The 22447-nt window shown below is 61.5% G+C and carries 23 protein-coding genes; 7 read left to right on the top strand and 16 right to left on the bottom strand.

Annotated features, from left to right (window positions below):
- Positions 1-6 precede the first annotated feature (6 nt).
- Entirely contained in the window at positions 7-591 is a 585-nt protein-coding gene (locus tag G9C82_RS01425; protein WP_121303088.1) for a gluconate 2-dehydrogenase subunit 3 family protein, read from the top strand.
- Positions 592-621: 30 nt separating this feature from the next.
- On the opposite strand, the gene G9C82_RS01420 is transcribed toward G9C82_RS01425, so the two are convergent.
- From G9C82_RS01420 to G9C82_RS01360, 13 genes are all read right to left on the bottom strand, one after another.
- Positions 622-1335 (bottom strand): dolichyl-phosphate hexose transferase, encoded by a 714-nt coding sequence (locus G9C82_RS01420; RefSeq protein WP_007190360.1) that lies wholly within the window; start codon positions 1333-1335, stop codon positions 622-624.
- A 49-nt stretch (positions 1336-1384) separates the two neighbouring features.
- Positions 1385-2161 carry a winged helix-turn-helix domain-containing protein gene (locus G9C82_RS01415; protein ID WP_127013182.1) on the bottom strand — a complete coding sequence of 259 codons (777 nt, stop codon included), beginning with the start codon at positions 2159-2161 and terminating at the stop codon, positions 1385-1387.
- Positions 2162-2594: 433 nt separating this feature from the next.
- Positions 2595-3647, bottom strand: a complete 1053-nt coding sequence (trmB, locus tag G9C82_RS01410; protein ID WP_004961299.1) for an HTH-type sugar sensing transcriptional regulator TrmB — start codon at positions 3645-3647, stop codon at positions 2595-2597.
- Between the two features lie 173 nt (positions 3648-3820).
- The gene (locus G9C82_RS01405) at positions 3821-5197 is read right to left on the bottom strand and encodes an ABC transporter substrate-binding protein (RefSeq protein WP_127013181.1); all 1377 of its coding nucleotides are present in this window, start codon (positions 5195-5197) and stop codon (positions 3821-3823) included.
- 276 nt (positions 5198-5473) lie between these two features.
- The gene (locus G9C82_RS01400) at positions 5474-6538 is read right to left on the bottom strand and encodes a glucose 1-dehydrogenase (protein WP_127013180.1); all 1065 of its coding nucleotides are present in this window, start codon (positions 6536-6538) and stop codon (positions 5474-5476) included.
- Positions 6539-6578: 40 nt separating this feature from the next.
- Complete coding sequence (locus G9C82_RS01395; protein WP_127013179.1) at positions 6579-7655, bottom strand: Gfo/Idh/MocA family protein; 1077 nt, start codon at positions 7653-7655, stop codon at positions 6579-6581.
- A gap of 25 nt (positions 7656-7680) precedes the next feature.
- Positions 7681-7884, bottom strand: coding sequence for a hypothetical protein (locus G9C82_RS01390; protein WP_005534343.1), 204 nt, complete (start codon positions 7882-7884; stop codon positions 7681-7683).
- Between the two features lies 1 nt (position 7885).
- Entirely contained in the window at positions 7886-9082 is a 1197-nt protein-coding gene (locus G9C82_RS01385; RefSeq protein ID WP_004961289.1) for an ABC transporter ATP-binding protein, read from the bottom strand.
- Positions 9083-9086: 4 nt separating this feature from the next.
- Complete coding sequence (locus tag G9C82_RS01380) at positions 9087-10088, bottom strand: carbohydrate ABC transporter permease (RefSeq protein ID WP_127013178.1); 1002 nt, start codon at positions 10086-10088, stop codon at positions 9087-9089.
- Position 10089: 1 nt separating this feature from the next.
- Positions 10090-11070 carry a carbohydrate ABC transporter permease gene (locus G9C82_RS01375; RefSeq protein ID WP_007190355.1) on the bottom strand — a complete coding sequence of 327 codons (981 nt, stop codon included), beginning with the start codon at positions 11068-11070 and terminating at the stop codon, positions 10090-10092.
- A 78-nt stretch (positions 11071-11148) separates the two neighbouring features.
- Positions 11149-12681 carry a substrate-binding domain-containing protein gene (locus tag G9C82_RS01370; protein ID WP_127013177.1) on the bottom strand — a complete coding sequence of 511 codons (1533 nt, stop codon included), beginning with the start codon at positions 12679-12681 and terminating at the stop codon, positions 11149-11151.
- Between the two features lie 233 nt (positions 12682-12914).
- On the bottom strand, positions 12915-13991 hold the full coding sequence (locus G9C82_RS01365) for a TrmB family transcriptional regulator (RefSeq protein ID WP_127013176.1): 1077 nt from the start codon (positions 13989-13991) through the stop codon (positions 12915-12917).
- A gap of 60 nt (positions 13992-14051) precedes the next feature.
- Positions 14052-15041, bottom strand: coding sequence for an aldo/keto reductase (locus G9C82_RS01360; protein ID WP_121303093.1), 990 nt, complete (start codon positions 15039-15041; stop codon positions 14052-14054).
- 59 nt (positions 15042-15100) lie between these two features.
- Between G9C82_RS01360 and G9C82_RS01355 the strand changes: the two genes are divergently transcribed.
- The 5 genes from G9C82_RS01355 to G9C82_RS01335 all read left to right on the top strand — a co-directional run bounded on the left by G9C82_RS01355 (position 15101) and on the right by G9C82_RS01335 (position 18967).
- Positions 15101-15976, top strand: a complete 876-nt coding sequence (locus G9C82_RS01355) for a hypothetical protein (protein WP_127013175.1) — start codon at positions 15101-15103, stop codon at positions 15974-15976.
- A 336-nt stretch (positions 15977-16312) separates the two neighbouring features.
- The gene (gfcR, locus tag G9C82_RS01350; protein ID WP_004961276.1) at positions 16313-16951 is read left to right on the top strand and encodes a transcriptional regulator GfcR; all 639 of its coding nucleotides are present in this window, start codon (positions 16313-16315) and stop codon (positions 16949-16951) included.
- A 115-nt stretch (positions 16952-17066) separates the two neighbouring features.
- Positions 17067-17264, top strand: a complete 198-nt coding sequence (locus G9C82_RS01345) for a DUF5800 family protein (protein ID WP_004518030.1) — start codon at positions 17067-17069, stop codon at positions 17262-17264.
- Between the two features lie 153 nt (positions 17265-17417).
- A complete protein-coding gene (locus G9C82_RS01340) occupies positions 17418-18584 on the top strand; it encodes a thiolase domain-containing protein (protein ID WP_127013174.1) in 1167 nt (388 codons plus the stop codon).
- Positions 18581-18967 carry a Zn-ribbon domain-containing OB-fold protein gene (locus tag G9C82_RS01335; protein ID WP_004961272.1) on the top strand — a complete coding sequence of 129 codons (387 nt, stop codon included), beginning with the start codon at positions 18581-18583 and terminating at the stop codon, positions 18965-18967. The genes G9C82_RS01340 and G9C82_RS01335 overlap by 4 nt, the downstream gene beginning before the upstream one ends.
- A gap of 3 nt (positions 18968-18970) precedes the next feature.
- On the opposite strand, the gene G9C82_RS01330 is transcribed toward G9C82_RS01335, so the two are convergent.
- From G9C82_RS01330 to G9C82_RS01320, 3 genes are all read right to left on the bottom strand, one after another.
- A complete protein-coding gene (locus tag G9C82_RS01330; protein WP_121303096.1) occupies positions 18971-19912 on the bottom strand; it encodes an alpha/beta fold hydrolase in 942 nt (313 codons plus the stop codon).
- A gap of 107 nt (positions 19913-20019) precedes the next feature.
- On the bottom strand, positions 20020-21078 hold the full coding sequence (gene meaB, locus G9C82_RS01325; protein WP_007190348.1) for a methylmalonyl Co-A mutase-associated GTPase MeaB: 1059 nt from the start codon (positions 21076-21078) through the stop codon (positions 20020-20022).
- Positions 21075-21497, bottom strand: coding sequence for a cobalamin B12-binding domain-containing protein (locus G9C82_RS01320; protein WP_004961266.1), 423 nt, complete (start codon positions 21495-21497; stop codon positions 21075-21077). The genes meaB and G9C82_RS01320 overlap by 4 nt, the downstream gene beginning before the upstream one ends.
- 275 nt (positions 21498-21772) lie before the next feature.
- On the opposite strand from G9C82_RS01320, the gene G9C82_RS01315 reads away from it, so the two are divergent.
- Positions 21773-22447 carry a glycosyltransferase family 2 protein gene (locus G9C82_RS01315; RefSeq protein WP_007190347.1) on the top strand — a complete coding sequence of 225 codons (675 nt, stop codon included), beginning with the start codon at positions 21773-21775 and terminating at the stop codon, positions 22445-22447.

Genomic DNA, 22447 nt, shown 5'->3' with positions numbered 1-22447 from the left:
TAATCGATGACTGACTACGAACTCACCAGACGTGACGCACTGAAAGCGCTCGGCGCGGCGGGTGTCACCGTCACCGGTGGCGCGGCGGCGCTCGCCTGGAACGAGTCCGAAGACGACGATACTGTCGAGTCAGCCGAGGACGACGCTGATGCGTCCGAATCGGAGTTCGGCGAGCACGAGCGCGAGACGTACCGCGCCGTCGCCGCTATTGTCTATCCGAGCGAGGTGGCAGGCGTACAGGAGTTCGTCGACAGCTACGTCGCCGGACGGGTCGAGGCAGACCCCGAGCGGGCGGCGGACATGGCGACCGCTGTTGCAGATCTGGACGCCTACACCAGAGAGTGGGAGGACACCGTCTTCACTGCGTTAGACACAGAGACGCAGGAAGAAACGCTGCGAGGAATGGGTGTCAACGCTTCCGACCCGGACCCACATGGCGACCCGCGACACCGCGTGCGATACTACCTCGTCAACGACCTCCTGTTTGCGCTGTACAGTTCGCCGACGGGCGGCGAGCTTGTCGGTATCGAGAATCCGCAGGGCTACCCCGGCGGAACGAGTAGCTATCAGCAGCCACCGAACGACCGGTAAGCCGGGTCCCGGCGGCGATTGCTCGGTCCGTTAGCGGAACCGTTCTTCGAGCGCGACCCGAACGATAGACTTTGCGATGGCGGCCCCGCCGGAGAACGGGTCGAGTTTCGTCTCGCCTTTCCGCTCGTCGTACTCGATAGGACGCTCACGCACGTCGTACCCGCGCATCAGCGGCCGCATGAGGAGTTCGGCCGAGAGTCCGGTGTTTTCGGTCCAGACGATTTTCTGGAGGACCTCACGGCGGTAGGCGCGCATTCCGGTGGTCGTGTCGTGGACGCGCTTGCCCATGAGCACGCTTGCGAGCAGGGCAAACAGCTCGTTCCCCAGCTTGTTCATCGCAGGCATCTGTTCGGCCCCGTAGTACAGCCGGTCGCCGCTAACGACGTCGGCCCCGTCGTTTATTTCCGCGAGGAAGTCGGGCAGGCGTTCCATCGGATACGTGTCGTCACAGTCCGTCGTAACGACGACCGGCCGATCCGGTGTCAACACGGCTTCACGGACTGCCACGCCGTACCCCTGTGGTTCCTGTTCGATGACTGTCGCACCGTGGTCGCGGGCGATCTCCGGTGTCCGGTCGCTGGACCCGTCAACACAGATGACTTCCGCGCGGCCGTCGGTCACTGTCGCGATATCATCAAGAACGGTGCCGATCGCTTCTTCTTCGTTGTACGTCCCCATGACGACCGCGAGGTCGTCGAACGTGTAGCCGCCCAGTCCCTCGGTCCGCGAACCCTGAATAGCCATTGCTCATCCGTCAGAACCCACGGTTCTTGAATGTTTAGGTTTGCCAAAATCAGCGGTCGGCGAGATACGTCTCTATCGGGGTTGCATCCTCCCAGAGATGCGCAAAGAGGTCTCTTGCCCATAAAATCGCGCTATCCGCTTCCGAGACTATCTTCGCTGACGGCCAGGCTCCGTCGAGTTCTGGAAGCGTCAGAATCATCCAGTCGTCGGCGACGGCGAGTGCGTACGGGACCGGCGTGACACGAACGGTCGTCTCCTCGTACCGATTCGTATCCAGTGAGACGGACTCCTTGCCGAGGATTTCGTCGATGACAGCACAGCTCACTACCAGCCTCGAATCGGCGTTGTCTGGCATCGCAGCCTCGTACTCAGGGTGGTAGACCGGCGAGACAACATCGCAACTAGAGACACTCTCAACGCGGGTGACGACTTCGCGGACGGGACGGTTGATATCAGTCTGTGTGCCGCGGACGACCGTGTATTCGTCAAGTTCAGGCAGGCGACACCGGAACGGCTGTGGCAGCACTGACGTATCGTGGGACTCCCAGTACTGGGGAGCCACGGCGAAAAGTTCCTCAAGACGGTGCTGGCGGTGGATCGTATCGGCGATCAGACGGCCAGTGCCGGTCAGTTGCCACCCGTCATCCATCGAGGTGACCAGACCGCGGCCTTCGAGGTTCGAAAGCGCATCGTAGATCGCTGACTCGCTGGCAGTGACTGCTGACAGCAGTTCGTTGGTGGCCTTGGCTCCGGGACACAGCGAACCAATGATGTCCGTCCGGACGGACGACGTTCGGACGTACTGAATAAGCGATTCTACGCCCATACTGTCCCCATATACTATAGCTCATATTTTTCGTACATATCAGTTTCCATTTGTAATGGAATGTTCTTCAGATGGGACACTATTCTCCCGGGCACTGGATATTATTGCAGCCAATGTGTCCATCTTTTTTACCGCTCACGACGCAGACACTGTTGCTGTCCACGCAAGACCACGTCCCCGCTGAACGCAATGGAGCACGCTGGTCTCGTGGAATTGCCACGTTCGGGCCCGGCGATGTCGTGCCTCTGACATACTTCGCCAGCCCGAAGGGTCATGCAATCGCCGTGGGTTGCCCACCCACGGTGCTCATTGTCTCAGCGGTCGACTCGTCCAGCCGCGTCCGTTTAGTATGGACTGCTGTCCATTGTTCCCGTATCGACTGTCTACAGTCGGGCAGCCATCGTGAGAAACAGCGACAGCCGACAGGACAGGATCAGTTCTCTGGCGGTTCGTCCGTCCCGATTCGGATCTCGTACGCCTCGATATCCTCGAACGCAGCGACCTGTCCACCGACCTCGACCGGCCCATCGGCCGTTTCAACGACCAGCGTCGCGACCTCGCGGTTCGAACTGAACGACGCCTGATCCACTTTGCCCTCGATGACCCGGTGGTCGCCCGTCTCTACGTCCCGGCCCTCGATAGTCGCGTAGAACTCCCCATCTAGCGTCATCAAATCAGAGATACAGCGCCGTATCGTCCCGTAGCGGCGCGGGAACGGCAGCGCTTCACCGTCACTGGCAATCGTTTCGGCAGTCGTCCACAGCACCGTGTTAAGAAACCCGGACACCAGAAATCCGAGTTCCGACCGATTGAAGATGACGCCGTACCGGTCCGTGTCACCGCGGACGCTCTCGCGGGTGGCATACATCGAGTAGTTTCCATCGGCGACAGCGACGACCGGTGTCGTGATACCGCGACGAGCCTTCACCGTGGTCGCGATGGATTCGTAATCGAACCGCGCCGGGTCGGGAGCGTCGACGCCCGGTGAAATGAGGATCTCGATAGCGATGCCGGACTGCCTCCGGCTTGCCAGTCTGTCTTCGAACCGCTCTAACAGGGCCGGGGTCAGCGACAGCGTCAGTTCGTACTCGGCCGTTTCGATTATGTCTTCGAGGTACCGGAGTATCGTCGGCCGGGATTTGACGAGCGAAACAGCTTCGGGTTCTCGGGCGGGCGCCGTGTAGCGTGAGGACAGGTCGTCAACGAGGTCATCAAGCGAGTCCTGTATGCCCTCGAACGCTTCCCGCGGGTCGATAGCCAGGACCTTCATCGGTCGGGACTCCTTGAGTTCGACCAGCCCAACATCGCTGAGGCTTCGAACCGTATCGTACACCCGCGGCTGTGGAATGTCCGTGTTCTCCGATATCTCCGACGCTGTCAGCTCGCCGTGTTGCAGCACGGCCAGGTAGGCTGAAATCTCGTATTCGCCGAGATTGAACCGCGCAATTACCTGTTCGAGCGATGCTTCCAAGTCGTCACTAGACATAGTGTGGCGTTTGCGAGTCGAGTACTAAGAACTTCGGCACTCTCCTCAGCAGACAATTTCAGGCCCAGTCGCGCGCCTATCCGCTACTGTTCACTGTTCCGTCACAGCGGCCACCTGCGGACCCCGATTGTTCGAGTTGCTACAGCGAAAAAACTGCGCGCTGCGATGCGCTATTAGTAGGCGTTGGAGATCTGTGAGACGACGTCCGCGGGCGCAGCACCGGAGTTCAGCGACGAGATAGCGGATTCAAGCGAGGACTTGACTGCCGGCGGTGCGGCCAGGCCGTGTGCCACAGACGGCGGCTGGGCATCGCTGTTCTGGAAGTCCTCTATCTGGTCTTTGGAGAAGTCGTTGAACGGGTCGGTGTCCACGTCAGTCCGCGGCGGAATCGACCCCTTCTTCGGGTTGAAGATCTCCTGTGCCTCTGACGTCCCGACGAACTGGCACCACAGCGTGGCCGCTTCCGGGGACGGGTTGTTGACCGGATACGGGAACGAGTCCATGTTGAGTGCGTAGTTGCCGTCGGTACCCGGGAATGTCACGTGGTCCCACTCCTCGCCGTACGTGAGGTCGTTCGTGATGTACGTTCCGGCCGCCCAGTCACCCTGGTGGAGGAACGCCGCTTCGCCGTTGATGACCTGGTTGTTGGCCTCGGTCCAGGAAATCGACCCGGCGTCGCTCGGGATGTAGTCGAGATAGGACTGCGTGGTCTCGACTGCCGACTCCAGCGCGTCGCTGTTGGCGTCGACTTCGCCGTTCTGGAAGATGGCGCTGTAGGTCTCGGCGTCCGTTTCGCCGAGGAGGACCGTCGCGAACATCTGGAAGCTCGACCACGGTGACCCGGTCTGGTGTGCCATTCCGGTGTAGCCAGCCTCGTCGACCGTCGCCATTGCGTCGACGAGGTCAGACGGCGTTTCGAGGGATGTCGGGTCGACCCCGGCGTCCTCGACGACCTCAACGTTGTAGAAGAGGTTGTTGATCCGGTGGATGTTGAGCGGAACCGTCACGTAGTTTCCGGCGGGCTGAGCCGCGTCTTTGACACCCTGAAGGTACGCGTCCTCCATGCTGTTCTCCGACCACACGGAGTCGCCGATGTCCTTCAGCAGGTTTGCATCGGTGAAAGGCATCAGATTGTTTCCGGGCCAAGCCTGCCACGTACTCGGGTGGTTGCCGTTTTGCACTCGTGTCCGGATGTTCGCCTGCAGGTTGTCACCGGCACCGCCGGCGATGAGGTTCTCGTCGAACGGAACGTCCGGGTGTTGCTCCTTGAAGGCGTCCATGACGGACTGAATCGCTTCCAGTCCGTCGCCTTCACCCCACCAGTGGGCGACCTCAAGTGTGCTGTACTGTGTCCCGCTGTCAGTACTGCTGTCACCGCTGCTGCCGTCGCCACTGGTACTGTCACCGCCGTCACCACTGCTGCCGTCGCCGCTGCTGCCGTCGCCGCCGTCACTCCCACCGCAGCCAGCCAGCGAGGCCGCACCTGCTGCACCAGCAATCCGAAGAGCGTTACGCCGCGTCAACCGTTTATTTGAATTGTCGTCAGTCATGGTTGCACCAATACCTCATAATTCCTTATTGAAGATTCGCACTTAATACTTCTGTATAGCGAAAGTCAGCATTTGACATTCGAATCAATCCCGGTAAATCATCTATATCTCCCGAATTTTCGGGTCTGAATGGTGGAACAAATTAATCGTATGCGAGTAAATACCTCACTATCTTACATCTGTTATCTTACATATACCCGATGTATCCCCTTCTGGATGGGGTATATCCAGGCCATACTGCGGCGAAAAAGCTCGGGCGCGGTTGTACCCGAGGACTTACAGCGAGTCGAACTCGACGACTGCTTTTATTTGATCGTCCCCATCCTCGAAGGCAGCCTCGACGTGTTCCGGGTCGGTAACCGTCGTGACTAAATCATCGAGCAGCCACGCCGGAAGTTCCTGTAAGGTCTCGACGGCGTCCTCGAAGTGCGAGACGTGTGAGTTGACCGTGCCGATGAGACATTTGTTGTGCAAGACGATCTCGTTGTGTAGCGAGCCGCCATCGACTTCGAACTCCCACGGCTCCGGGATGCCGAGCAACACGCCGACCCCGTTCTGGTCGAGCGCCTTGACCGTCTGGAACGCGTGGGGGGCGAACCCGGTCGCCTCGTAGATGTAGTCCATCGCCTCGTAGGCATCCGGAAGTTCATCCACCGGCGTCTCGCGGGAATCGACGTACGTGCTGCCGATCTCGTCGATGATGTCGACCGTCGGGTCAGGGCGGTCCCGCCGACCGACACAGTACGTCCGGTCGTACTCCTGGTCGAGCATCCACAGCGTCAACAGTCCGAGCGACCCGTTGCCCAGCACGCAGGCGGAGTCCGGTCGCCAGTCGAACGGTTCCCGCGTCGCATACGCGTGCTCGTTGGCCTTCTCGGTGATAGAGAGCGGCTCAACGAGGAAGCCGTACTCTGCGACCGATTTGGGGACCGGGACGAGGAAATCCGCCGGCGACGTGAAGTACTCGGCCATGAAGCCGTGGTCGCCGACAATGCCCCGTTCCGTGTACTCGCCGTCCGGTGCCATATCTGGCTCACCCCGGCGGAAGTACTCGTTCGTTTCGCCGTTCGGTTTCCGTCGGACGGTCGGTGCGACGACCTGCCCCGCCTCGAGCCCCGTGCCATTGGGCTCTTCGACGACGCCGACCGCCTCGTGTCCGAGAATCATGTGGTCTGCCCCGTCGGGGAACCCACCGTGGGACCCGTTCAGGACTTCGTGGTCTGTGCCGTCAACACCAACGCGGAGTGTGCGGACGAGTGCCTCGCCCAGGTCAGGCGACGGTCGCTCCTGCTCTAGGAGCTGTGGACCGTCGTCATCCCGCGTAACACCAATCACTTTCATGCCAGGCAGAGAGTGAGAACACTGGGGATTAAGTCTTTCTTCAGGTCTCTGTCCTACCGATGCTGACGGCCGCACCAGTTTCGCTGGAGCGGTAGATTCCGTCCATCACGCGCTGGACCCGTAGCGCCTGCTCGACGGTGTTCATCGATGGTGGCGTCCCGTCGCGGACTGCCGAGACGAACCGTGCCTGCTCCTTTCGCTGTGGGTCAGACCGCTGTGTCTCGATGTCGGTCGTCCGGTGGTGCATCCGGCCAGTATCGGCCGTTTCGAACAGTGTCAGCGACTGGTCTGCGAGGTCGAGCTTCGCGCCTGCGTCCGTCCCGCGAACGTAGTACTCCTGACTGTCCGGTCGGTTCGTCGCCCACGCAACCTCCAGAGATATCGTTGTGCCGTCGCCACAGCGGATAAACGCGCTGGCGGAATCGTCGACGCTGAACTCGGCTGCGTCCTGATCCTCGCCCCACATCTCGACGTAGGCGTACTCCTCGTCGATGCCGAACTGAGCGCGGGTGTCACCCGACACCTCGACGACGTCCGGATGGCCGGCGACGTGCAGCGCCAGGTCGATAGCATGGGCACCAATATCGATGAGCGACCCGCCACCCGCCACGTCGTTGCGCGTGAACCACGACCCGCGGCCGGGAACGCCACGACGCCTGATGTAATTCGCTTCGATATGTGACACCGGACCGATGTCGCCCGCGTTTCGGTAGCCCACAAGCGTCTCGACCGGGTCGGCAAAGCGGTTGTGGAAGCCGACCATGCAGAACCCGTCGGCCACTTCAGCGGCCGCAGCGATCCGTTCGGCGCTTTCGAGCGTGTGTGCCAGCGGCTTCTCGACAAGCACGTCAAGCCCCGCCTCAAGCGCCGCCACGACGTACTGCTCGTGGTATCTGTTCGGCGTCGTCACCAGCACGGCATCCACCGTCTCAAACATCGCCGCGGCTTCCTCGTACACTGCCGCGTCGTACGTTTCGGCGAACCGGCGGCGCGCATCGGCATCGACGTCGACGCCCGCCGCTATCGAGACCGGCTGGTCGAGTTGTCGGAGGTTCCGACAGTGAATGTCCGCAATGTTCCCCAGTCCGATGATGCCTATCCGAACGGTCTCAGTCATTGGTAAAAGGTGTCACCAAATTAAATTAATACAACTGCTGTTCACGCTCTTCACGTTCCTCTTCCTGTTCCTGTTTCGCCTTCTCGCGGCGTCGGCCGCGCCGATACTGAATGATTCCGGGGACGATTTTGTTCTTCAGATCGAGGACGAACGACACGATACCGTACGCCCAGAAGAAAAACAGCACGAGCATCCCGCTCCAATACAGCATCGCGAGGTGGCTACTCATATCAGTCGTCTGATTCTACTTCGCTACTGGATGCAGTACCTTCGGCCTCGTACGGAATGAGGTCGTGGACGATTGCCTCACCGGTAGCCGAGTCAAACAGGTGAACGTTCCGTCGGTCGATGACGACCCCCAGCTCTTCGTCCTCTTCAAGGTCCGAGTCGGGGTCGATACTCATCAGCAACTGGTCGTTTGTCGCCAGTTCCTGAGACATCGACGTTTCGCCGTCGCCCAGCAGCAGGTAGGCGAATATTTCGTCGCCCATGGGTTCGAGGATGTCTGTCGTCGCCGTAATCATTCCTGAGGGATCGGGAACCTCCGACTGGAGGTCGCCCGGATAGATGTCCTCCGGCCGGATGCCAAGCGTCACATTGTCACCGACTCCAACACCTTCGATGGACGACGGATTGAACTCGAGCGAGAAGTTCGGCGTCTCCAGTGTGGTCTCAGTGACTGTCCCTTCGACGAAGTTCATCGACGGCGAGCCGATGAACCCGGCGACGAAGAGGTTATCCGGCTCGTTGTAGCAGGTCAGCGGCGGGTCGATCTGCTGGAGCTGGCCCGAATCGAGGACAGCGATCCGGTCTGACAGCGTCATCGCCTCCTCCTGGTCGTGGGTCACGTAGATGATAGTCGTGTCCAGCTCCTTGTGCAGGCGCTGGAGCTCTGTTCGCATGTGGACCTTGAGCTTCGCGTCAAGATTCGCCAGCGGCTCGTCCATCAGGAACACGTCGGGCTCGCGCACGATAGCGCGGGCGATGGCAACGCGCTGACGCTGTCCACCGGACATCTCCTCGGGCATCCGGTTGAGCATCCCCTCTAGCTGGACGATGTCCGCGGCTCGCTCGACCCGTCGGTCAATCTCGTCCTGTGGATAGTCCCGCAGCCGCAGCCCGAAGGATATGTTGTCGTACACGTCCATGTGCGGGAACAGCGCGATGTTCTGGAACACCATCGCGATGCCGCGGTCCTTCGGTGGCAGGTTCGTCACCTCGCGGTCGCCGATGTATATTTCACCTTCGGTCGGGATGGTGAGCCCGGCGATGGTCTCCATCGTCGTCGACTTTCCACAGCCGGATGGGCCGACGAAACAGATGAACTCGCCGTGGGCGATATCGAGGTTCATGTCGTCGACCGCGGTGACAACGTCACCCTGGTCGTCGTAGCGTTTCGTTACGTGTTCGAGTCGTACTCTTGCCATTGTGTTACTCTTTGAGTGCGCCTGAGGTCAGTCCGCTGACGATGCGTTCCTGTGCGACGATAACGAGGATGACGACGGGGAGGACCCCGACGATGCTCGCGGCCGCCATGAGGTTGAACTGCGTCGTGTACTGGGTCTGGTAGCTGAGAATCCCGCCGACGATCGGCGACCATTTCGCCGCCTCCGGCGAGGTTGCCATGATCGAGCTGAAGAAGTACTCGTTGTAGACGGCGATGAACGTCAGCACGGCCGCGGTCGCCACGCCCGGCGCGGACAGCGGCATGATGACCCGGAACAGCGCGCCCAGTCGTGTCGTTCCTTCGACCCGCGCGGCGTCCTCCAGCCCGTCGGGAATCTGGCCGTAGAACGTCGTCAGGATGAAGATCGACAGCGGCATGAACAGCGCGCTGAACGGCAGCACCATCGACCCTGGCGTGTTCAGCAGCCGCGGTGGGGTAAACAGCGGAATGGACGTGAACGGAACCGTAATCGGCGCGTTACCGGCAAACGCCTGAAACAGCGGGATGACGAACGCGGCCGGCGGGAAGTAGCTGATCGCCAGGATACCGAGCATCAGCAGTGCGCGGCCGGGGAACCGAAGGCGGCCGAACACGTAGCCGGCGAGGCTGGCGACGAACAGCACGATGACCGTCGTCGTGACCGCCAGCGCGAAGCTGTTCAACATGTACAGGTGGAACGGCACCTGTTCGAAGACGGTGACGAACGCACCCGGGTTGAAACCCTTCGGAACTGGCAGCGGGAACGTCCCGCTGATGCCAAAGAGGTTCACCGTCGGGAGGAAACTGCCCGAGAGCAGGTTTCCTTCGGGAGTCACCGCCAACACGATGAGCCAGTAGAAGGGGAACAGCGTCGTCACCAGGAAGAAAATCATGGCCACGTAGAACAGCGCCCGGTACACTTTTTCGGGGTCCTGAATGGCGCTCTGGGTCCAGCGCTGTAGCGGTCCGTCGCTCGACTGCTCCTGAGTGTCGGTTGACGTAGCCATGTTAGATCGCGTCCTCCCCTTGCCAGACGATGAGTCCCATCACGACGATACCGATAATCGCGGCCGTCACGAACGCGATGGCCGCGGACGTCCCTTCACGGGTGGTGAACGTCGCGACGACCATGCATGACAGCGACGGCACGACGGTACAGCTCGACACCGTATCGATGATGCCGTACACACGCATCGCCTGCACCGACCGGAACAGCACGGCAACGCCGATGGTCGGCAGAATAAGCGGGAACGTAATGAGCTTGAACTGCTGCCATTTCGTCGCGCCGGCGACCTTCGCCACGTCGTACAGGCCTCTGTCGATGCTCTGGAGCCCCGCCAAAATGAGCAGGGCCATGAACGCCGACGTCTTCCAGATATCGGCGACGATGATGATAAACGTCGCACTTGCCGTGTCGTTGAGCGTGTTCGTCGGCGCGAGCAATCCAAGGTCAGCAAGCGGTGGCGTCAGGAACCCGACGTTCGAATTGAACATCAGGAAGAATATCATCCCCTGAATAACGATAGGGACAGCCCACGGGATGATGATGGCCGCGCGAATCCACCGCCGCCCGTAGAAGTCCTGGTCAAGGATGAGTGCCTGTCCGAGGCCGATGAGTGTCTCGAACAGTACACTCACGACGGCGAAGATTATCGTGACGACCAGCGCGCTGTTCAGCAATGCACTCGTGCCAACTCCTTCGGGAAGGAATGTCGTTCCGCCCGGCAGGTACCGGTTCTTTTCGCCAGTGAACAGTTCGACGTAGTTCCCAGCGCCGACGAAGGTAGTGCTTGAAAAGTCCGCCGAGAGCGCGAACAGCGACAGCTCGAAGGTGCGCAACAGCGGGTACAGCGCGACGATGCCCAGAAGGACGAACACGGGCACCAACAGCAGATACGCGTACTGCGTGTCGCTGAGGTTCTCCATCCACCGCATCACGCTGACGAGTGCCCCCGAGCGTCTGGATTCACGGCCGGTTTCTGTACTCATTCGGTTACCTCCGTCCGTCGTTTGAATGTGTCATGGTAAATAATCACAGGGGTGGTTTTGTAACGCTTGCCTGTGCCTTCAGGTCTGTTCTGTCGATTCGAGCGAGGACTCGAGTGTCGCCATCGCGTCAGCCGAGGAGGCTTCCTGCCCGACTGCACGGTTCGCTTGCTGTGCAATTTTGCTGGACTGGTCGCTCCAAACGGCCGTCACCGGGCGCGGCATCGTGTTGTTACCAGCGACCTGCAGCGTGTCCATGTACCGGCCAACGACGGGCACGTTCTGGGCCTCGCTGGAGTTGAACAGTTCAGGCCGCGGCGGCAGCCATCCCTGAACAGACAGCAGCGTGAGCTGGAAGTCCGGCTGCATCGCGGCACGTATGACCTGCGTCACGGCGTCTAATTGCTCGCTGTTGGGGTTGACGGTCATGTGCCAACCACCGAGCGCGGCTGTGGAGCCACCCGTGCCGGGCTGTGCTGCCTCGCTCTCGGGCACCGCGTACGGAATCGGCATTGCGCCGAGGTTCTCGCCGAGCGCCGGGTCCTCGGTTTCTTCCGGGTTACGGCCGCCAAGCGCCAGCGAGTAGGGCCAGTTACGGTGGAAGACAGCGTTGCCGTTGACGAACGGCGCGCGAGCGTCTTCCTCCTTCCAGCCGAGGATTTCGGTCGGGGTGAAGCCGCCGCCGTAGCCCTCAAACTGACCGCCGAAGTCCTCGTCGTGGACGAACTTCCGCATCATGTTCAGGGAGTTGATGACCTCTTCGTTGTTGACCGTGATCGGTCGCTCCCCGATTGGGCCAAAGAGGTTGTCGCGGCCGCCGAAGTACGCGCCGCCCCACGAGGACATGACCTCGTTGAACGTACAGCAGGAGGTTCCCTCGTAGATATCCCACTGGGTCGTAAAGCCGAAGTCAACGTCGGCGTTGTCGTAGGTGTCCGCGGCGATGTTCGACCACTCCTCCCACGTCATCGGCTCGGTCGCCCAGTTGTTGCTTTCGGGACTGTAGCCGGCTTCCTCGACGAGGTCCTTGCGGTACTGCATCGTCGGGAAGTCCGGGAACACCGGCACGCCGAACAGGTCACCGCTACCCGGGTTCCGGGCCGTGTCCGTGAACGCCGAGAAGTAGTTGTCCGAGACGTCCGAGAGGAGGTCCTCTGGCAGCGTCTGCGAGAGGTTCTGAAGCTGGCCCCGCTGGATGAAGATATTCGTCCAGCCGTTATCCATCAGGAACATATCCGGGTTCGTCTCGCCGGCCGAGAGCAGGCGGTTGTAGTTCGACCGAGCAGCACCGGTGTCCTGATCACGCGGGACGAATTCGATTTCGATGGAGTCCGGCAGGCCGTTGTCGTGGAGTGCCTGCTTGATTGCATCGCCGTTATTCTGGACGGCCACCGGGTCGAAGCCCCACTGGACCGTCGTCGTCTCGCCGCTGCTACCGTCGCCAGTCGAACCACCGTCACTGCCGTCACCGCTACCGCCGTCACCGCCACCGCCGACGAAGTCCGCACAGCCCGCCAGTCCACTGACGACACCTGCTGCTCCGGCGGCACGGACAAACCGTCGCCGGGAAACGCCTGTCGAGTTCCGCTCGCCGCTTGTGCCATTGTCCGACATGTCTATTCTGAGCTATCCCGGACACACCTTAAAGGTTGTCCATAATTAACCACAGGTGTTGTTAATTGTCCCCCCTCCACCCGGCTATCGTGATATATTATTGATTACTCTATATCGTATAAATCTTTCAGTATATATACGCGGGGATAGGTCAAACAGCTGTTTGGCACACAGAAGAGCTCAAACGCGCAAACTGAGGGAGAGTTTCCTCGATCCGAGAAACCGGTGTCTCGTTACTCGTACTCGACGTTCGTAATCGTAATCTCGGTGGCCTCGACTTCCTCGATGACAGCGCCCCAGCCACCGACCTCGTACGTCCCGTCGTCGGTGACCAGCGACGCACTGATTCGGCCGGCCAGTTGTGCCAGTGGGACCGGGTCCTTCCGTCCGATGCTACTCCCGGTGTAGTCGATGTCGGTAACACGCCCTGTCAGCTCAACCGACTCTTTGGTTTCCGTGTCGTACCCCACGACGACGGCCTCGATGGTCGCCTCCTCGTTTAACAGCGGTTCGATATCCCGGACAGCGTGGCGGAGGTCGACGTACGTCGTCGGGGTTTCCGGCGTCCGCTCGGTGTACAATGTGTCCCAGATCTCCCACAGGCAGGTCAGGAAGAACCAGTGGAAGACGTAGGTGTGGGTCCGGTCCTTGACGAGGACGCCGTACTCGTTGACCGAGTCGTGGTGTGGGGCAAAGCACGTCCAGGTCCGGTCGACGAGAACGAAAAACGGGGCTGGAATCTCGCGGTTCCGGGCCTCCGTACAGGTGCCTTCGATGTCGGAAAGCGGCGGTACGTCCTCACCAGCACCCGTACAGATGCTGAGTTTGATGTTCACGCCGCGGTCGTGAGCGGCGATGAGTTCCTCACGGACCGCGTAGAACTGCTCCGGGTCTACGCCGACCTGGATCTGGTTTTCGGCCGCTTCGATGAGTTCTCGGGCCCGGCTGACGACCGTCTCGAACCGCTTGACGATACTGACCTCGTGGTCGGATATCTCGGGCTGGTTCCAGCGTTCCTCGATCGTTTCTGCCGCGTTGAGGTACTTGCTCGACCGGGACCGCAGGTCTTCAAGGACTACATCTGGGTTGCGGGCGCGAGCGGTCAGACTGTCCTGCTGGAACGTCTCGATATACCCCTTCGTTTCCAGGTCCCGGAGCACATCGTAAATCCGCGGGTCCGGAACGTCACAGGAGTCCGCGATGTCGGTCGCCGATGCGGTCCCCAGCCCAAGCAACGCCACGTAGGCCTCCGCCTGATACGGAGAGAGACCGGCATCTTCGAGGACATCGGTTAGTTCGCTGTCGTCCATGTGTGTACAGGGAAACTGAGAACGCAGTTAACGTGCATGGTTATCCATCGAGATCATCGGTCAGTCCTTGCCCTCGACCGGCCACTGTGGCTGTTTCGGAGCCTCGATTCGGGCACACTCCTCGTCGGTTAGGTCGACGTCAAGTGCACCGACGTTCTCCTCCAAGTGGTCCATCGTCCGCGGCCCGATGATCGGTGCGTCAACAACGTCCTGATGACAAAGCCACGCCAGGCTGACCTGTGCCGGCGTTGCGTCCTTTTCGTCAGCAATCGACTGCACCTCGTCGAGGACCGCCCAGTTCTCGTCGCTGAACCGGTTTGCTGTGTACTCGTCCGTACTCGCCCGCCCCTCGGATAGGTCGTCGTCGCGGTCGTACTTCCCGGCGAGGAAGCCGCCGGCCAGCGGCGACCACGGAATGACACCGACCCCCTCCATCTCGCAGACGGGTAGGAGGTTCGCCTCCTCGTGCCGGTCGACAGCGTTGTACTCCGGTTGCATCGAGACGAACCGCTCGTACCCCTCGATATCTGCGGTGTACAGCGCCTTCTGGAACTGCCAGTTTGCCATCGTGCTCGCGCCGATGTAGCGGACCAGCCCCTCGTCGACGAGATACGTCAGCGCGTCCAGCGTCTCCTCGATTGACGTATCCTCGTCCCACCGGTGGATCTGGTAGAGGTCGAGATAGTCGACGCCGAGGCGGTCCAGCGTGGCGTGACACTGGTCGATGATGTGTTTCTTCGAGAGTCCGCTCCCGTTCGGTCCGTCGTGCATATCGAAGTACACCTTCGATGCCAGGACCAGTTCGCCGCGGCGAGCGGAGTCGACGGCCTCGCCAAGAATCCGCTCGCTCTCGCCGTTCGAGTAGGCGTTGGCCGTATCGAAGAAGTTGATACCCAGATCGAGCGCCCGTTCGAGTATCCGACGGCTCTCGGCCTCGTCGTTTAGCATCCAGGGCTCCGCGCTCCCGAAGTTCATCGTTCCGAGACAGAGTTCAGACACGTCGAGCCCTGTCGACCCGAGCGTGGTGTATGTCACCGGCGAGTCACTCATGACACTTTGTACCACAGCTGTTGTTAAAGAATTTTGGGACTGCATACCGTTGTCCGAACATGAACCGAGAGTCCGCACCGCAGGAATCTGACCCGATGGAAGTACTCGAAACCCTCAGCGACGAGTCCTACACCGGAGCGAACAGATGCTGGCCGTGTACGGTCTTGAACCTGGGGCTTGTCGGGCTTCTGGCACTGTTCTTGCGTGCACGCAAACGCTCGTTACTGAGTCTACTGGTTGCTGTTGTTGGCGTCGCGGTGGTCTATCTCCGGGGGTATCTGGTTCCGTACACGCCTGAATTTGCCCCGCGGCTGGTGGCGATATCACCGGTCCCGAACGAGTGGTTTCACGGGGAGTCCGCACACGACGCGGCAACGCAGGAAGCCATGGCCCACGAGAAGCGTGACTCGCTGGCCGAGGATGTGGAGTTGGACGGCGAAACCATCCTCCGGGAACTCTCGGCAGCGGGCGTCATCGAACTCGAGGGCGAACGGCTGTTTCCTGAAGCGACCGTCGACACTGCCTGGCACGACCGAATGGACGAACTGGCAGCGGAATCACTCGACAGTCTCTCGACAACACTGCAGGCGTCGCTGGAGCAGGTCGGGCACGCGGAGCAGTACGTCGACGACGCGGAGTGGGTCGTGCTCGGTTCCGAGCACAAACAGCTCCTTCCCCGTCCGGTCGTCGTCGCCGAACTCGCAGCATACGAGGTTCTCGGCGAGCGTCTCGACGACGAACGGCTCAGAATCGCCGGTGCGGAGGCCTTCCGGATGTTTCTCGATAGTTGCCCGGTCTGTGGCTCCGAACTGGTCGAGTCGTCGTCGGTGTCGTGCTGTGGCGGCCATCTGGGCCCACGTCAGGACCCCGACGAGACGCTCGTCTGTCCGACCTGCGAGCAGCGACTCTACACCTTTGAACTGGACAACAACTGAACCAGACACACTGAACGGCCGAACCGGTGTCAGGTCTGGTGTTCGAGACGCTATTCGGGTTCGACCCAGAGAGAGACGATGGACGGCAAAGGGCGGGAGAATCCCGCCTGACCGCTGGTGCGTGCGGTCCCGCGGACAACCATGCTGCGTGGCAGACAGTTGGCGTCGGCCGGGTGGGGCTGGTGGGGAACGATGCTGACCGAACAGCGGTCTCACATAGTCCCGGATAGCAGGGGGAATGTACCCAGCCGCTAGAATTGTACAACTGGTGTTGTAAATAGATTTTGATGGCTGAAGAACACTGCCTATTAAATCCTCGCACACGGAGATGATGGTATGAAGAATATCGACGACCTCGTCGACAGCGCGTCCGACCTGGCACAGCGTGGCCTCTCTAAGGGCGAAATCGCTGACGAGCTTAACGTCTCCCGCGAGACGGCGAGTTGGCTTGTCGAACGTAGCGGCACCGGCACGGAACCGGATACGAGCGACGACGGCGGTCCCCACGATATCCACGTCGACTGGTCTGCTGTCGGTCGGGACAGCAACCGACTGTACCACGCGGGCGCGGCGATGGCGGACCTGCTCTCGAAGAAAGGCGACGATGTGGACCTTACCATCGGCATCGAGAAGGCCGGCGCGCCGCTTGCGACGACCGTTGCGCGGGAACTGGAAACCGACCTCGGGACGTACGCCCCGACCAAACACCAGTGGGACGACGACGAGAGCGAGACCAGCGATGGCTCGTTCTCCCGGAACTTCGCGCAGATCCGGAACCGAGACTGCTACGTCGTCGACGACACTATTACGAGCGGCAAGACGATGGGCGAAACCATCGACGCGATCCACGAACAGGGCGGCAATCCCGTGGCCTGCGTCGTGCTGGCTGACAAACGCGGCATCGGCGACATCCGCGGCGTCCCGGTGTACTCCCTGCTGCAGGTCATCCGAGTCGGTAGCGACGGCGACTCGTAACGGCCCCCACGGACCGTTCTGAACCCGCGTTTCGCCGGATGGCCACCGGATTACCTGAACCAGCGTGGCCGCCCGAGAGACTATCCTTTTATTTGTGCCGTGCGTAATCCGCGGTATGACTGTACTGTCGTTCGACGAACAGGGTGTCGATGTCGTCTACGAGGGGACGGAGTTCCGCCTCGAAAAGGCCCTCATCGAGGACGCCATCCAGAAGTCGTATCCGAACGTGACCGACCACGAGGTGCTGCAGATGGTCGAGCCGGAACCGGCGCTGTCGGGCGAACCCCAGCGTATCGCCGAAATCGTGAATTGACGCAATAGTTCCGTTGAAGGCTATAATTCCGTTGTAAGAAGGAATTCCCGTAGAAAACCAATATCCAGTTTGTAGGCGTTCAAAGCGTCGAATATTCGCTAATTAAGCACCCGAGCAGTAGGCATTTAAGCCGTCAGCGCACACTGGGAGGTAATGTCAGACCCACGTATCGCCGGGGCCAGCGTGACACAGTTCGGGAAACACCCCAAACGGACCGGCCGAGACCTGTTCGCCGAGGCCGGACTCGAAGCGCTATCGGAGGCCGGAATCGACCCGGAAGACGCTGAGGCGCTCTATTACGGCAACTTCATGGGAGAACTCGCGGAACATCAGGGCCATCAGGGACCGCTGATGGCCGAGGCTATCGGGCTGGACGTTCCGGCGACCCGTGTCGAAGCGGCCTGTGCATCCGCCGGCACAGCCGTTCGTGAAGCCGTCAAGACGATCCGGAATGGCGAGGCGGAGGTCGTCGTCGTCGGCGGCGCGGAACGGATGACCAATATCGGGACCGCAGCGGCGACAGACGCGCTCGCCATCGCCGCCGACGACCTCTACGAGGTCCGTGCCGGGATGACTTTCCCGGGGGCCTACGCGCTGATGGCCCGGTCGTACTTCGACCAGTACGGCGGCTCCCACGAGGACCTCGCTCACATCGCCGTCAAGAACCACGAGCACGCGCTGGTCAACGAACACGCCCAGATTCAGAAGGAGATCACGGTCGAGGACGCTATCGACGCCCCGACGATTGCGTCCCCGCTCGGCCTCTATGACTCCTGTCCGATTACTGACGGGGCCGCGGCCGCTGTCCTGACCACGGAGTCCTACGCCGAGGAACACGACCTAGACGCCCCAGTCGCCATCACCGGGACCGGCCAGGGCGGCGACAACCTCGCACTGCAGGACCGCCCGCATCTGGCACAGACACCCGCCGCCGACAAGGCTGCGGAGGAGGCTTACGGGGACGCCGGCGTCGGTCCCGACGATGTTGATTTCGCCGAGGTCCACGACTGTTTCACTATCGCGGAAGTGTTCGCAATCGAATCACTTGGCTTCTACGAGCGCGGCGAGGGCATCGCCGCGGCGCGCAACGGCGAGACGACCCGCGACGGCGACCGCCCGATCAATCTCTCGGGCGGGCTGAAGGCCAAGGGTCACCCGGTCGGCGCGACCGGTGTTGCCCAGTTAGCGACGGTCGCCTGGCTCCTCGACGGGTCACACCCGCGGGCCGACGCCGTGCCGGACAGCACCGTCGGGGTCGCACACAACGCGGGCGGCACGGTCGCGTCTACGACCGTCCACGTCATGGAGGTGCAAGAATGACTGAATCCGCACAAGACGGCGAGTACGACGCGTGGCTCGACAGCATCGAATCGGGCGACGGGTACTACCTCGAATGTTCGAACGGCCACGGCTGGCTCCCGCCTCGTCGGGTGTGCCCGCGCTGTCACGACCAGGACCTCTCGGCGGTCGACCTGCCGGAGTCCGGTGAAATCGCGAGCCACACGACGATTACGGTCCCGACGCCGCAGTTCGAGGACGACGCGCCCTACGTCACTGCCATCGCTGATTTCGGACCGGTATCGGTCACGGGCCTCGTCCGTGACGTGGACCCGGACGACGTTGCTATCGACGACGTGGTCGGCATCGATGTCGGCGAACGCGTGACAACCGGCGAGAGAGCGGTCGTGTTCCGACCGCGCTAGGGCTCAGTTTTCGACTGTTACCGAAGTCACTCTGTCCCGGACCACATCGACGAACTCACCGGGGTGTTCGACGTGGGGCAGGAGCAGCGAGTCACCGAACACGACGAGCATCGCATCTGCCTGCTCGGCCATGTCGCGACCCTTCGACAACGGCGTGATGTCGGCGTCCTCGCCCCAGACCATCGTCACGGGCACGTCGAGACCGGCCAGTACTTCGCCGAGGTCGTCTTCCGGGTCGAGGAAGCCGGAGACGAACGATGCCGGCGCAAAGCGCGCACCGGGCTGGTGGCCACTCTGCCACTCGTAGTCGACGACATCCTCGGTGAGGTTGTCCATATCGTAGTAGCCGTGGTCGGCGTGGAAGTGCCGGATGGAGGCTTTCGAGACAGTGAGATTGTAGATTCCCTCGCCGATGACGGGCGCGCGAAGCAGCGAGCGGAGCCAGACAGTGCGGTTGCCCATCGAGGTGTCCGTCGGGCAAATGAGAACGAGTTCCTCGACGTTGACCTCCTGTGCCGCGCTGGCGGCGTAGGCCCCGGTCAGTGATGACGCGACGACGGTCGCGTCGGCCGTGTTGTCCTCGATAAAGTCCCGCACGAACGCCGTGTACAGCGACGCCGAGTACAGCAGCGGTGGCCGGTCCGTGTGCCCGAAGCCCGGCAGGTCCGGTGCGATGACGTGGTATTCCTCTGCGAGGGTGTCAAACACCGTATGGAACTCGTGACTACTGGCAGCGGCATTGATGCCGTGGAACAGCACGAGGTCCGGGTCCGACGGGTCGCCGGCTTCAGTGTACGCGATATCGAACCCACGCCAGCGGTACGTCCCCTGTTCCCCGTCGAGCATCGGTTCGAACGCGCCGGCCCGCGACTGTAGCACGCGGTTGGCAGCGGCTGTCGCGCCGACCGCACCAACGACCGCACCGAGCGCCTTGCGGAGTTTCATACTGATGACTTGGGACCCGGAGTATGTTATACATGCTGGAAGATCGTCAGATAGCTGTCGCTATCGGTCCGGGCAGACATGGTTCCGCGAACGCAACAGTCCCGAAGTTAGTTCCCGTCGCGCCGCTCGTCGAGACACTCTCGGAGCGGTTCGAGCACCTCGTCGACAACCGTGTACGGATCAGTATGGCGCTCGATGACGGCGTCGACGTACTGCTCGATGCCGCCGCGGCGGTCAAGTTCGTCGACCAGTAGTTCGTTGGCATCCTCCCGAAGGAGAGTTCGAATCTCGGCGGCGAAACGCTCCCGGGCTTGCCCCTCTCGACGGCCCGTTCGGTCCAGATACGCGCCGTGGTTGGCAAGCGCGTCTAAGAAATCTTCGACGCCCTCGCCCCGATTGGCGACTGTCTCCACGATAGGGGGGTTCCACGTCTCCGACTCGTCCGCCTCATCATCGGCGGCATCGGTGGACGCATCGCCATGGTCGCCGGCGAGTTCAGTCGCGCCGTGATGGCCGGAGTCCGGGCGTCCGCTCTGTCCCTGTAACATCTCCCGGAGTTGCTGGACGGTCCGGTCGGCCCCATCGAGGTCGGCCTTGTTGACCACGAACACGTCACCGATTTCGAGGATGCCGGCCTTGAGCATCTGGACGTCGTCGCCGCTGCCCGGCGGCACGAGCACGGCGACGGTATCGGCGGTGCGGACGATGTCGACTTCGTTTTGTCCTGCGCCGACCGTCTCGACGATGATCTTGTCCTTGCCGAACGCGTCCAGCGCGGTCACGGCGTCGGTCGTCGCCGTCGACAGCCCACCGAGGGAGCCACGAGCAGACATCGACCGGAAGAACATATCCATATCGCCAGCGTTCGAGGCCATCCGTATCCGGTCGCCGAGCACCGCGCCGCCGGAGAACGGCGAGGATGGGTCAATAGCGATGACGCCGACGGTCTGTCCCTGCTCGCGGTAGGTCGCTGCGACCTTATCGACCAGCGTGGACTTGCCCGCGCCGGGGCTGCCGGTGACGCCGATAACGTCGGCTGTGCCGGTGTGCTGATGGAGGTCGGAAATTATCTCTCGGTACCCCGACGAACGGTTCTCTATCAGTGTGATGACTCTGGCGAGGGCGCTGTGCTTGCCCGCAAGCAGGTCAGCGACGAGGTCGCTCATCGCTCGGGCGCGTTCTCGTGGATGTAGTCGATCATCTCCTCCATGGACGCGCCCGGACCGAATATCTCGTCGACGCCCTGCCCGCGGAGTTCCTCCTGATCGTCATCCGGGACGATGCCGCCGACGAGGATGAGCCGGTCATCGAACGCGTCATACTCTCTTAGCCCGTCGAGAATCTTTGGGACCAGCGTGTTGTGCGCCCCCGAGAGAATGGAGATGCCGACGACATCTACGTCCTCCTGCACAGCGGCCTGCACGACTTCGTCGGGCGCTCGATGGAGCCCTGAGTAAATCACTTCAAAGCCAGCGTCACGGAGCGCCCGCGCGATGACGTGTGCGCCCCGGTCGTGTCCGTCGAGTCCGACTTTCGCCACCAGACACCTGATGGTCCGTTCCGTCTGCTCCTGCTCGACACTCATGCCAGTACGTACCGCGCGGTGTGTTTTCATTCTTGCCCTATCCATCATGATCTATTTTTATTACGAGCGGACTTCGAAGCGTGAGTTATGTGAACAGCCACCATTGCCTCGCTCGCGAGAAGTGCGGGCGTCCCGACTGGCGAGGTTCACGCCGGCTGTGGCTCACAGAGGCCGGCCTGGCGTGAGTGGAGCGGTCAACGACAGGCGCACAGGCCGCAAGTGAACTATCCCAGAGAACGACAATTCTAAGTTCGCTGCTAGCGGCGTTTCCACCAGTGCGAACAGTCGCCGTCATCCCCGCGTACAACGAGTCGAGCACCATCGGGTCGGTGATCGACGGAACGAGCCGCTACGTCGACGAGGTCGTCGTCGTCGATGACGGGTCGTCGGACGACACCGCGGCCATCGCCCGGGAGCACGGCGCACACGTCGTTACACACGTGTTCAACACCGGTGTCGGCGGGGCCGTCAGGACGGGCTATCAGTACGCAATTCGGCACGACTACGACTTCGTCGTGCAGGTCGACGCCGACGGCCAGCACGACCCGGAGAAGATTCCGACCCTCCTTGACCACGCCGAGGACGCGGACATGGTCATCGGCAGCCGCTACCTGAACGAGAGCATCGACGACTACCCGCTTATCAGACGGCTGGGAATCACCTTCTTTACGACCGTCGTGCGGAAGCTGGGCGGCATCGACATTACCGACGTAACGAGCGGTTTCCGCGTCTACCGCGTGTCGGCGCTGCAGGATATCCTCCACCGCTCGGACAACCACTGGGCAGTCGAACAGACGCTCGATGCGGCCCAGCGCGGCCAGCGGATCGAAGAAGTATCGATAGCGATGCCGATCCGGGACGAGGGCGAGTCACAGTTCAGCCTCGACACGCTCGTGCTCTACCCGCTCCGGATGACTGACACGGTGTTTCGCGTCCTCCTCTTTCGCTAA

The sequence above is a fragment of the Haloarcula sp. R1-2 genome (assembly GCF_011627385.1).
In the GTDB taxonomy this organism is placed as follows: Archaea; Halobacteriota; Halobacteria; order Halobacteriales; family Haloarculaceae; genus Haloarcula; species Haloarcula marismortui.
Note: the sequence above shows the minus strand (reverse complement) of the source record. Positions and strands in the feature narration are given on the sequence as shown.

Bases quoted from the DNA above. Each gene is read 5' to 3' on its own strand.
- G9C82_RS01375 (WP_007190355.1), bottom strand. From the start codon at position 11,070: ATGAGTACAGAAACCGGCCGTGAATCCAGACGCTCGGGGGCACTCGTC.
- meaB (WP_007190348.1), bottom strand. From the start codon at position 21,078: ATGAGCGACCTCGTCGCTGACCTGCTTGCGGGCAAGCACAGCGCCCTC.
- G9C82_RS01355 (WP_127013175.1), top strand. From the start codon at position 15,101: ATGAACCGAGAGTCCGCACCGCAGGAATCTGACCCGATGGAAGTACTC.
- G9C82_RS01330 (WP_121303096.1), bottom strand. From the start codon at position 19,912: ATGAAACTCCGCAAGGCGCTCGGTGCGGTCGTTGGTGCGGTCGGCGCG.
- G9C82_RS01395 (WP_127013179.1), bottom strand. From the start codon at position 7,655: ATGACTGAGACCGTTCGGATAGGCATCATCGGACTGGGGAACATTGCG.
- G9C82_RS01370 (WP_127013177.1), bottom strand. From the start codon at position 12,681: ATGTCGGACAATGGCACAAGCGGCGAGCGGAACTCGACAGGCGTTTCC.
- gfcR (WP_004961276.1), top strand. From the start codon at position 16,313: ATGAAGAATATCGACGACCTCGTCGACAGCGCGTCCGACCTGGCACAG.
- G9C82_RS01390 (WP_005534343.1), bottom strand. From the start codon at position 7,884: ATGAGTAGCCACCTCGCGATGCTGTATTGGAGCGGGATGCTCGTGCTG.
- G9C82_RS01405 (WP_127013181.1), bottom strand. From the start codon at position 5,197: ATGACTGACGACAATTCAAATAAACGGTTGACGCGGCGTAACGCTCTT.
- G9C82_RS01335 (WP_004961272.1), top strand. From the start codon at position 18,581: ATGACTGAATCCGCACAAGACGGCGAGTACGACGCGTGGCTCGACAGC.
- G9C82_RS01420 (WP_007190360.1), bottom strand. From the start codon at position 1,335: ATGGCTATTCAGGGTTCGCGGACCGAGGGACTGGGCGGCTACACGTTC.
- G9C82_RS01415 (WP_127013182.1), bottom strand. From the start codon at position 2,161: ATGGGCGTAGAATCGCTTATTCAGTACGTCCGAACGTCGTCCGTCCGG.
- trmB (WP_004961299.1), bottom strand. From the start codon at position 3,647: ATGTCTAGTGACGACTTGGAAGCATCGCTCGAACAGGTAATTGCGCGG.
- G9C82_RS01360 (WP_121303093.1), bottom strand. From the start codon at position 15,041: ATGAGTGACTCGCCGGTGACATACACCACGCTCGGGTCGACAGGGCTC.
- G9C82_RS01340 (WP_127013174.1), top strand. From the start codon at position 17,418: ATGTCAGACCCACGTATCGCCGGGGCCAGCGTGACACAGTTCGGGAAA.
- G9C82_RS01425 (WP_121303088.1), top strand. From the start codon at position 7: ATGACTGACTACGAACTCACCAGACGTGACGCACTGAAAGCGCTCGGC.
- G9C82_RS01385 (WP_004961289.1), bottom strand. From the start codon at position 9,082: ATGGCAAGAGTACGACTCGAACACGTAACGAAACGCTACGACGACCAG.
- G9C82_RS01400 (WP_127013180.1), bottom strand. From the start codon at position 6,538: ATGAAAGTGATTGGTGTTACGCGGGATGACGACGGTCCACAGCTCCTA.
- G9C82_RS01320 (WP_004961266.1), bottom strand. From the start codon at position 21,497: ATGAGTGTCGAGCAGGAGCAGACGGAACGGACCATCAGGTGTCTGGTG.
- G9C82_RS01365 (WP_127013176.1), bottom strand. From the start codon at position 13,991: ATGGACGACAGCGAACTAACCGATGTCCTCGAAGATGCCGGTCTCTCT.
- G9C82_RS01380 (WP_127013178.1), bottom strand. From the start codon at position 10,088: ATGGCTACGTCAACCGACACTCAGGAGCAGTCGAGCGACGGACCGCTA.
- G9C82_RS01345 (WP_004518030.1), top strand. From the start codon at position 17,067: ATGACTGTACTGTCGTTCGACGAACAGGGTGTCGATGTCGTCTACGAG.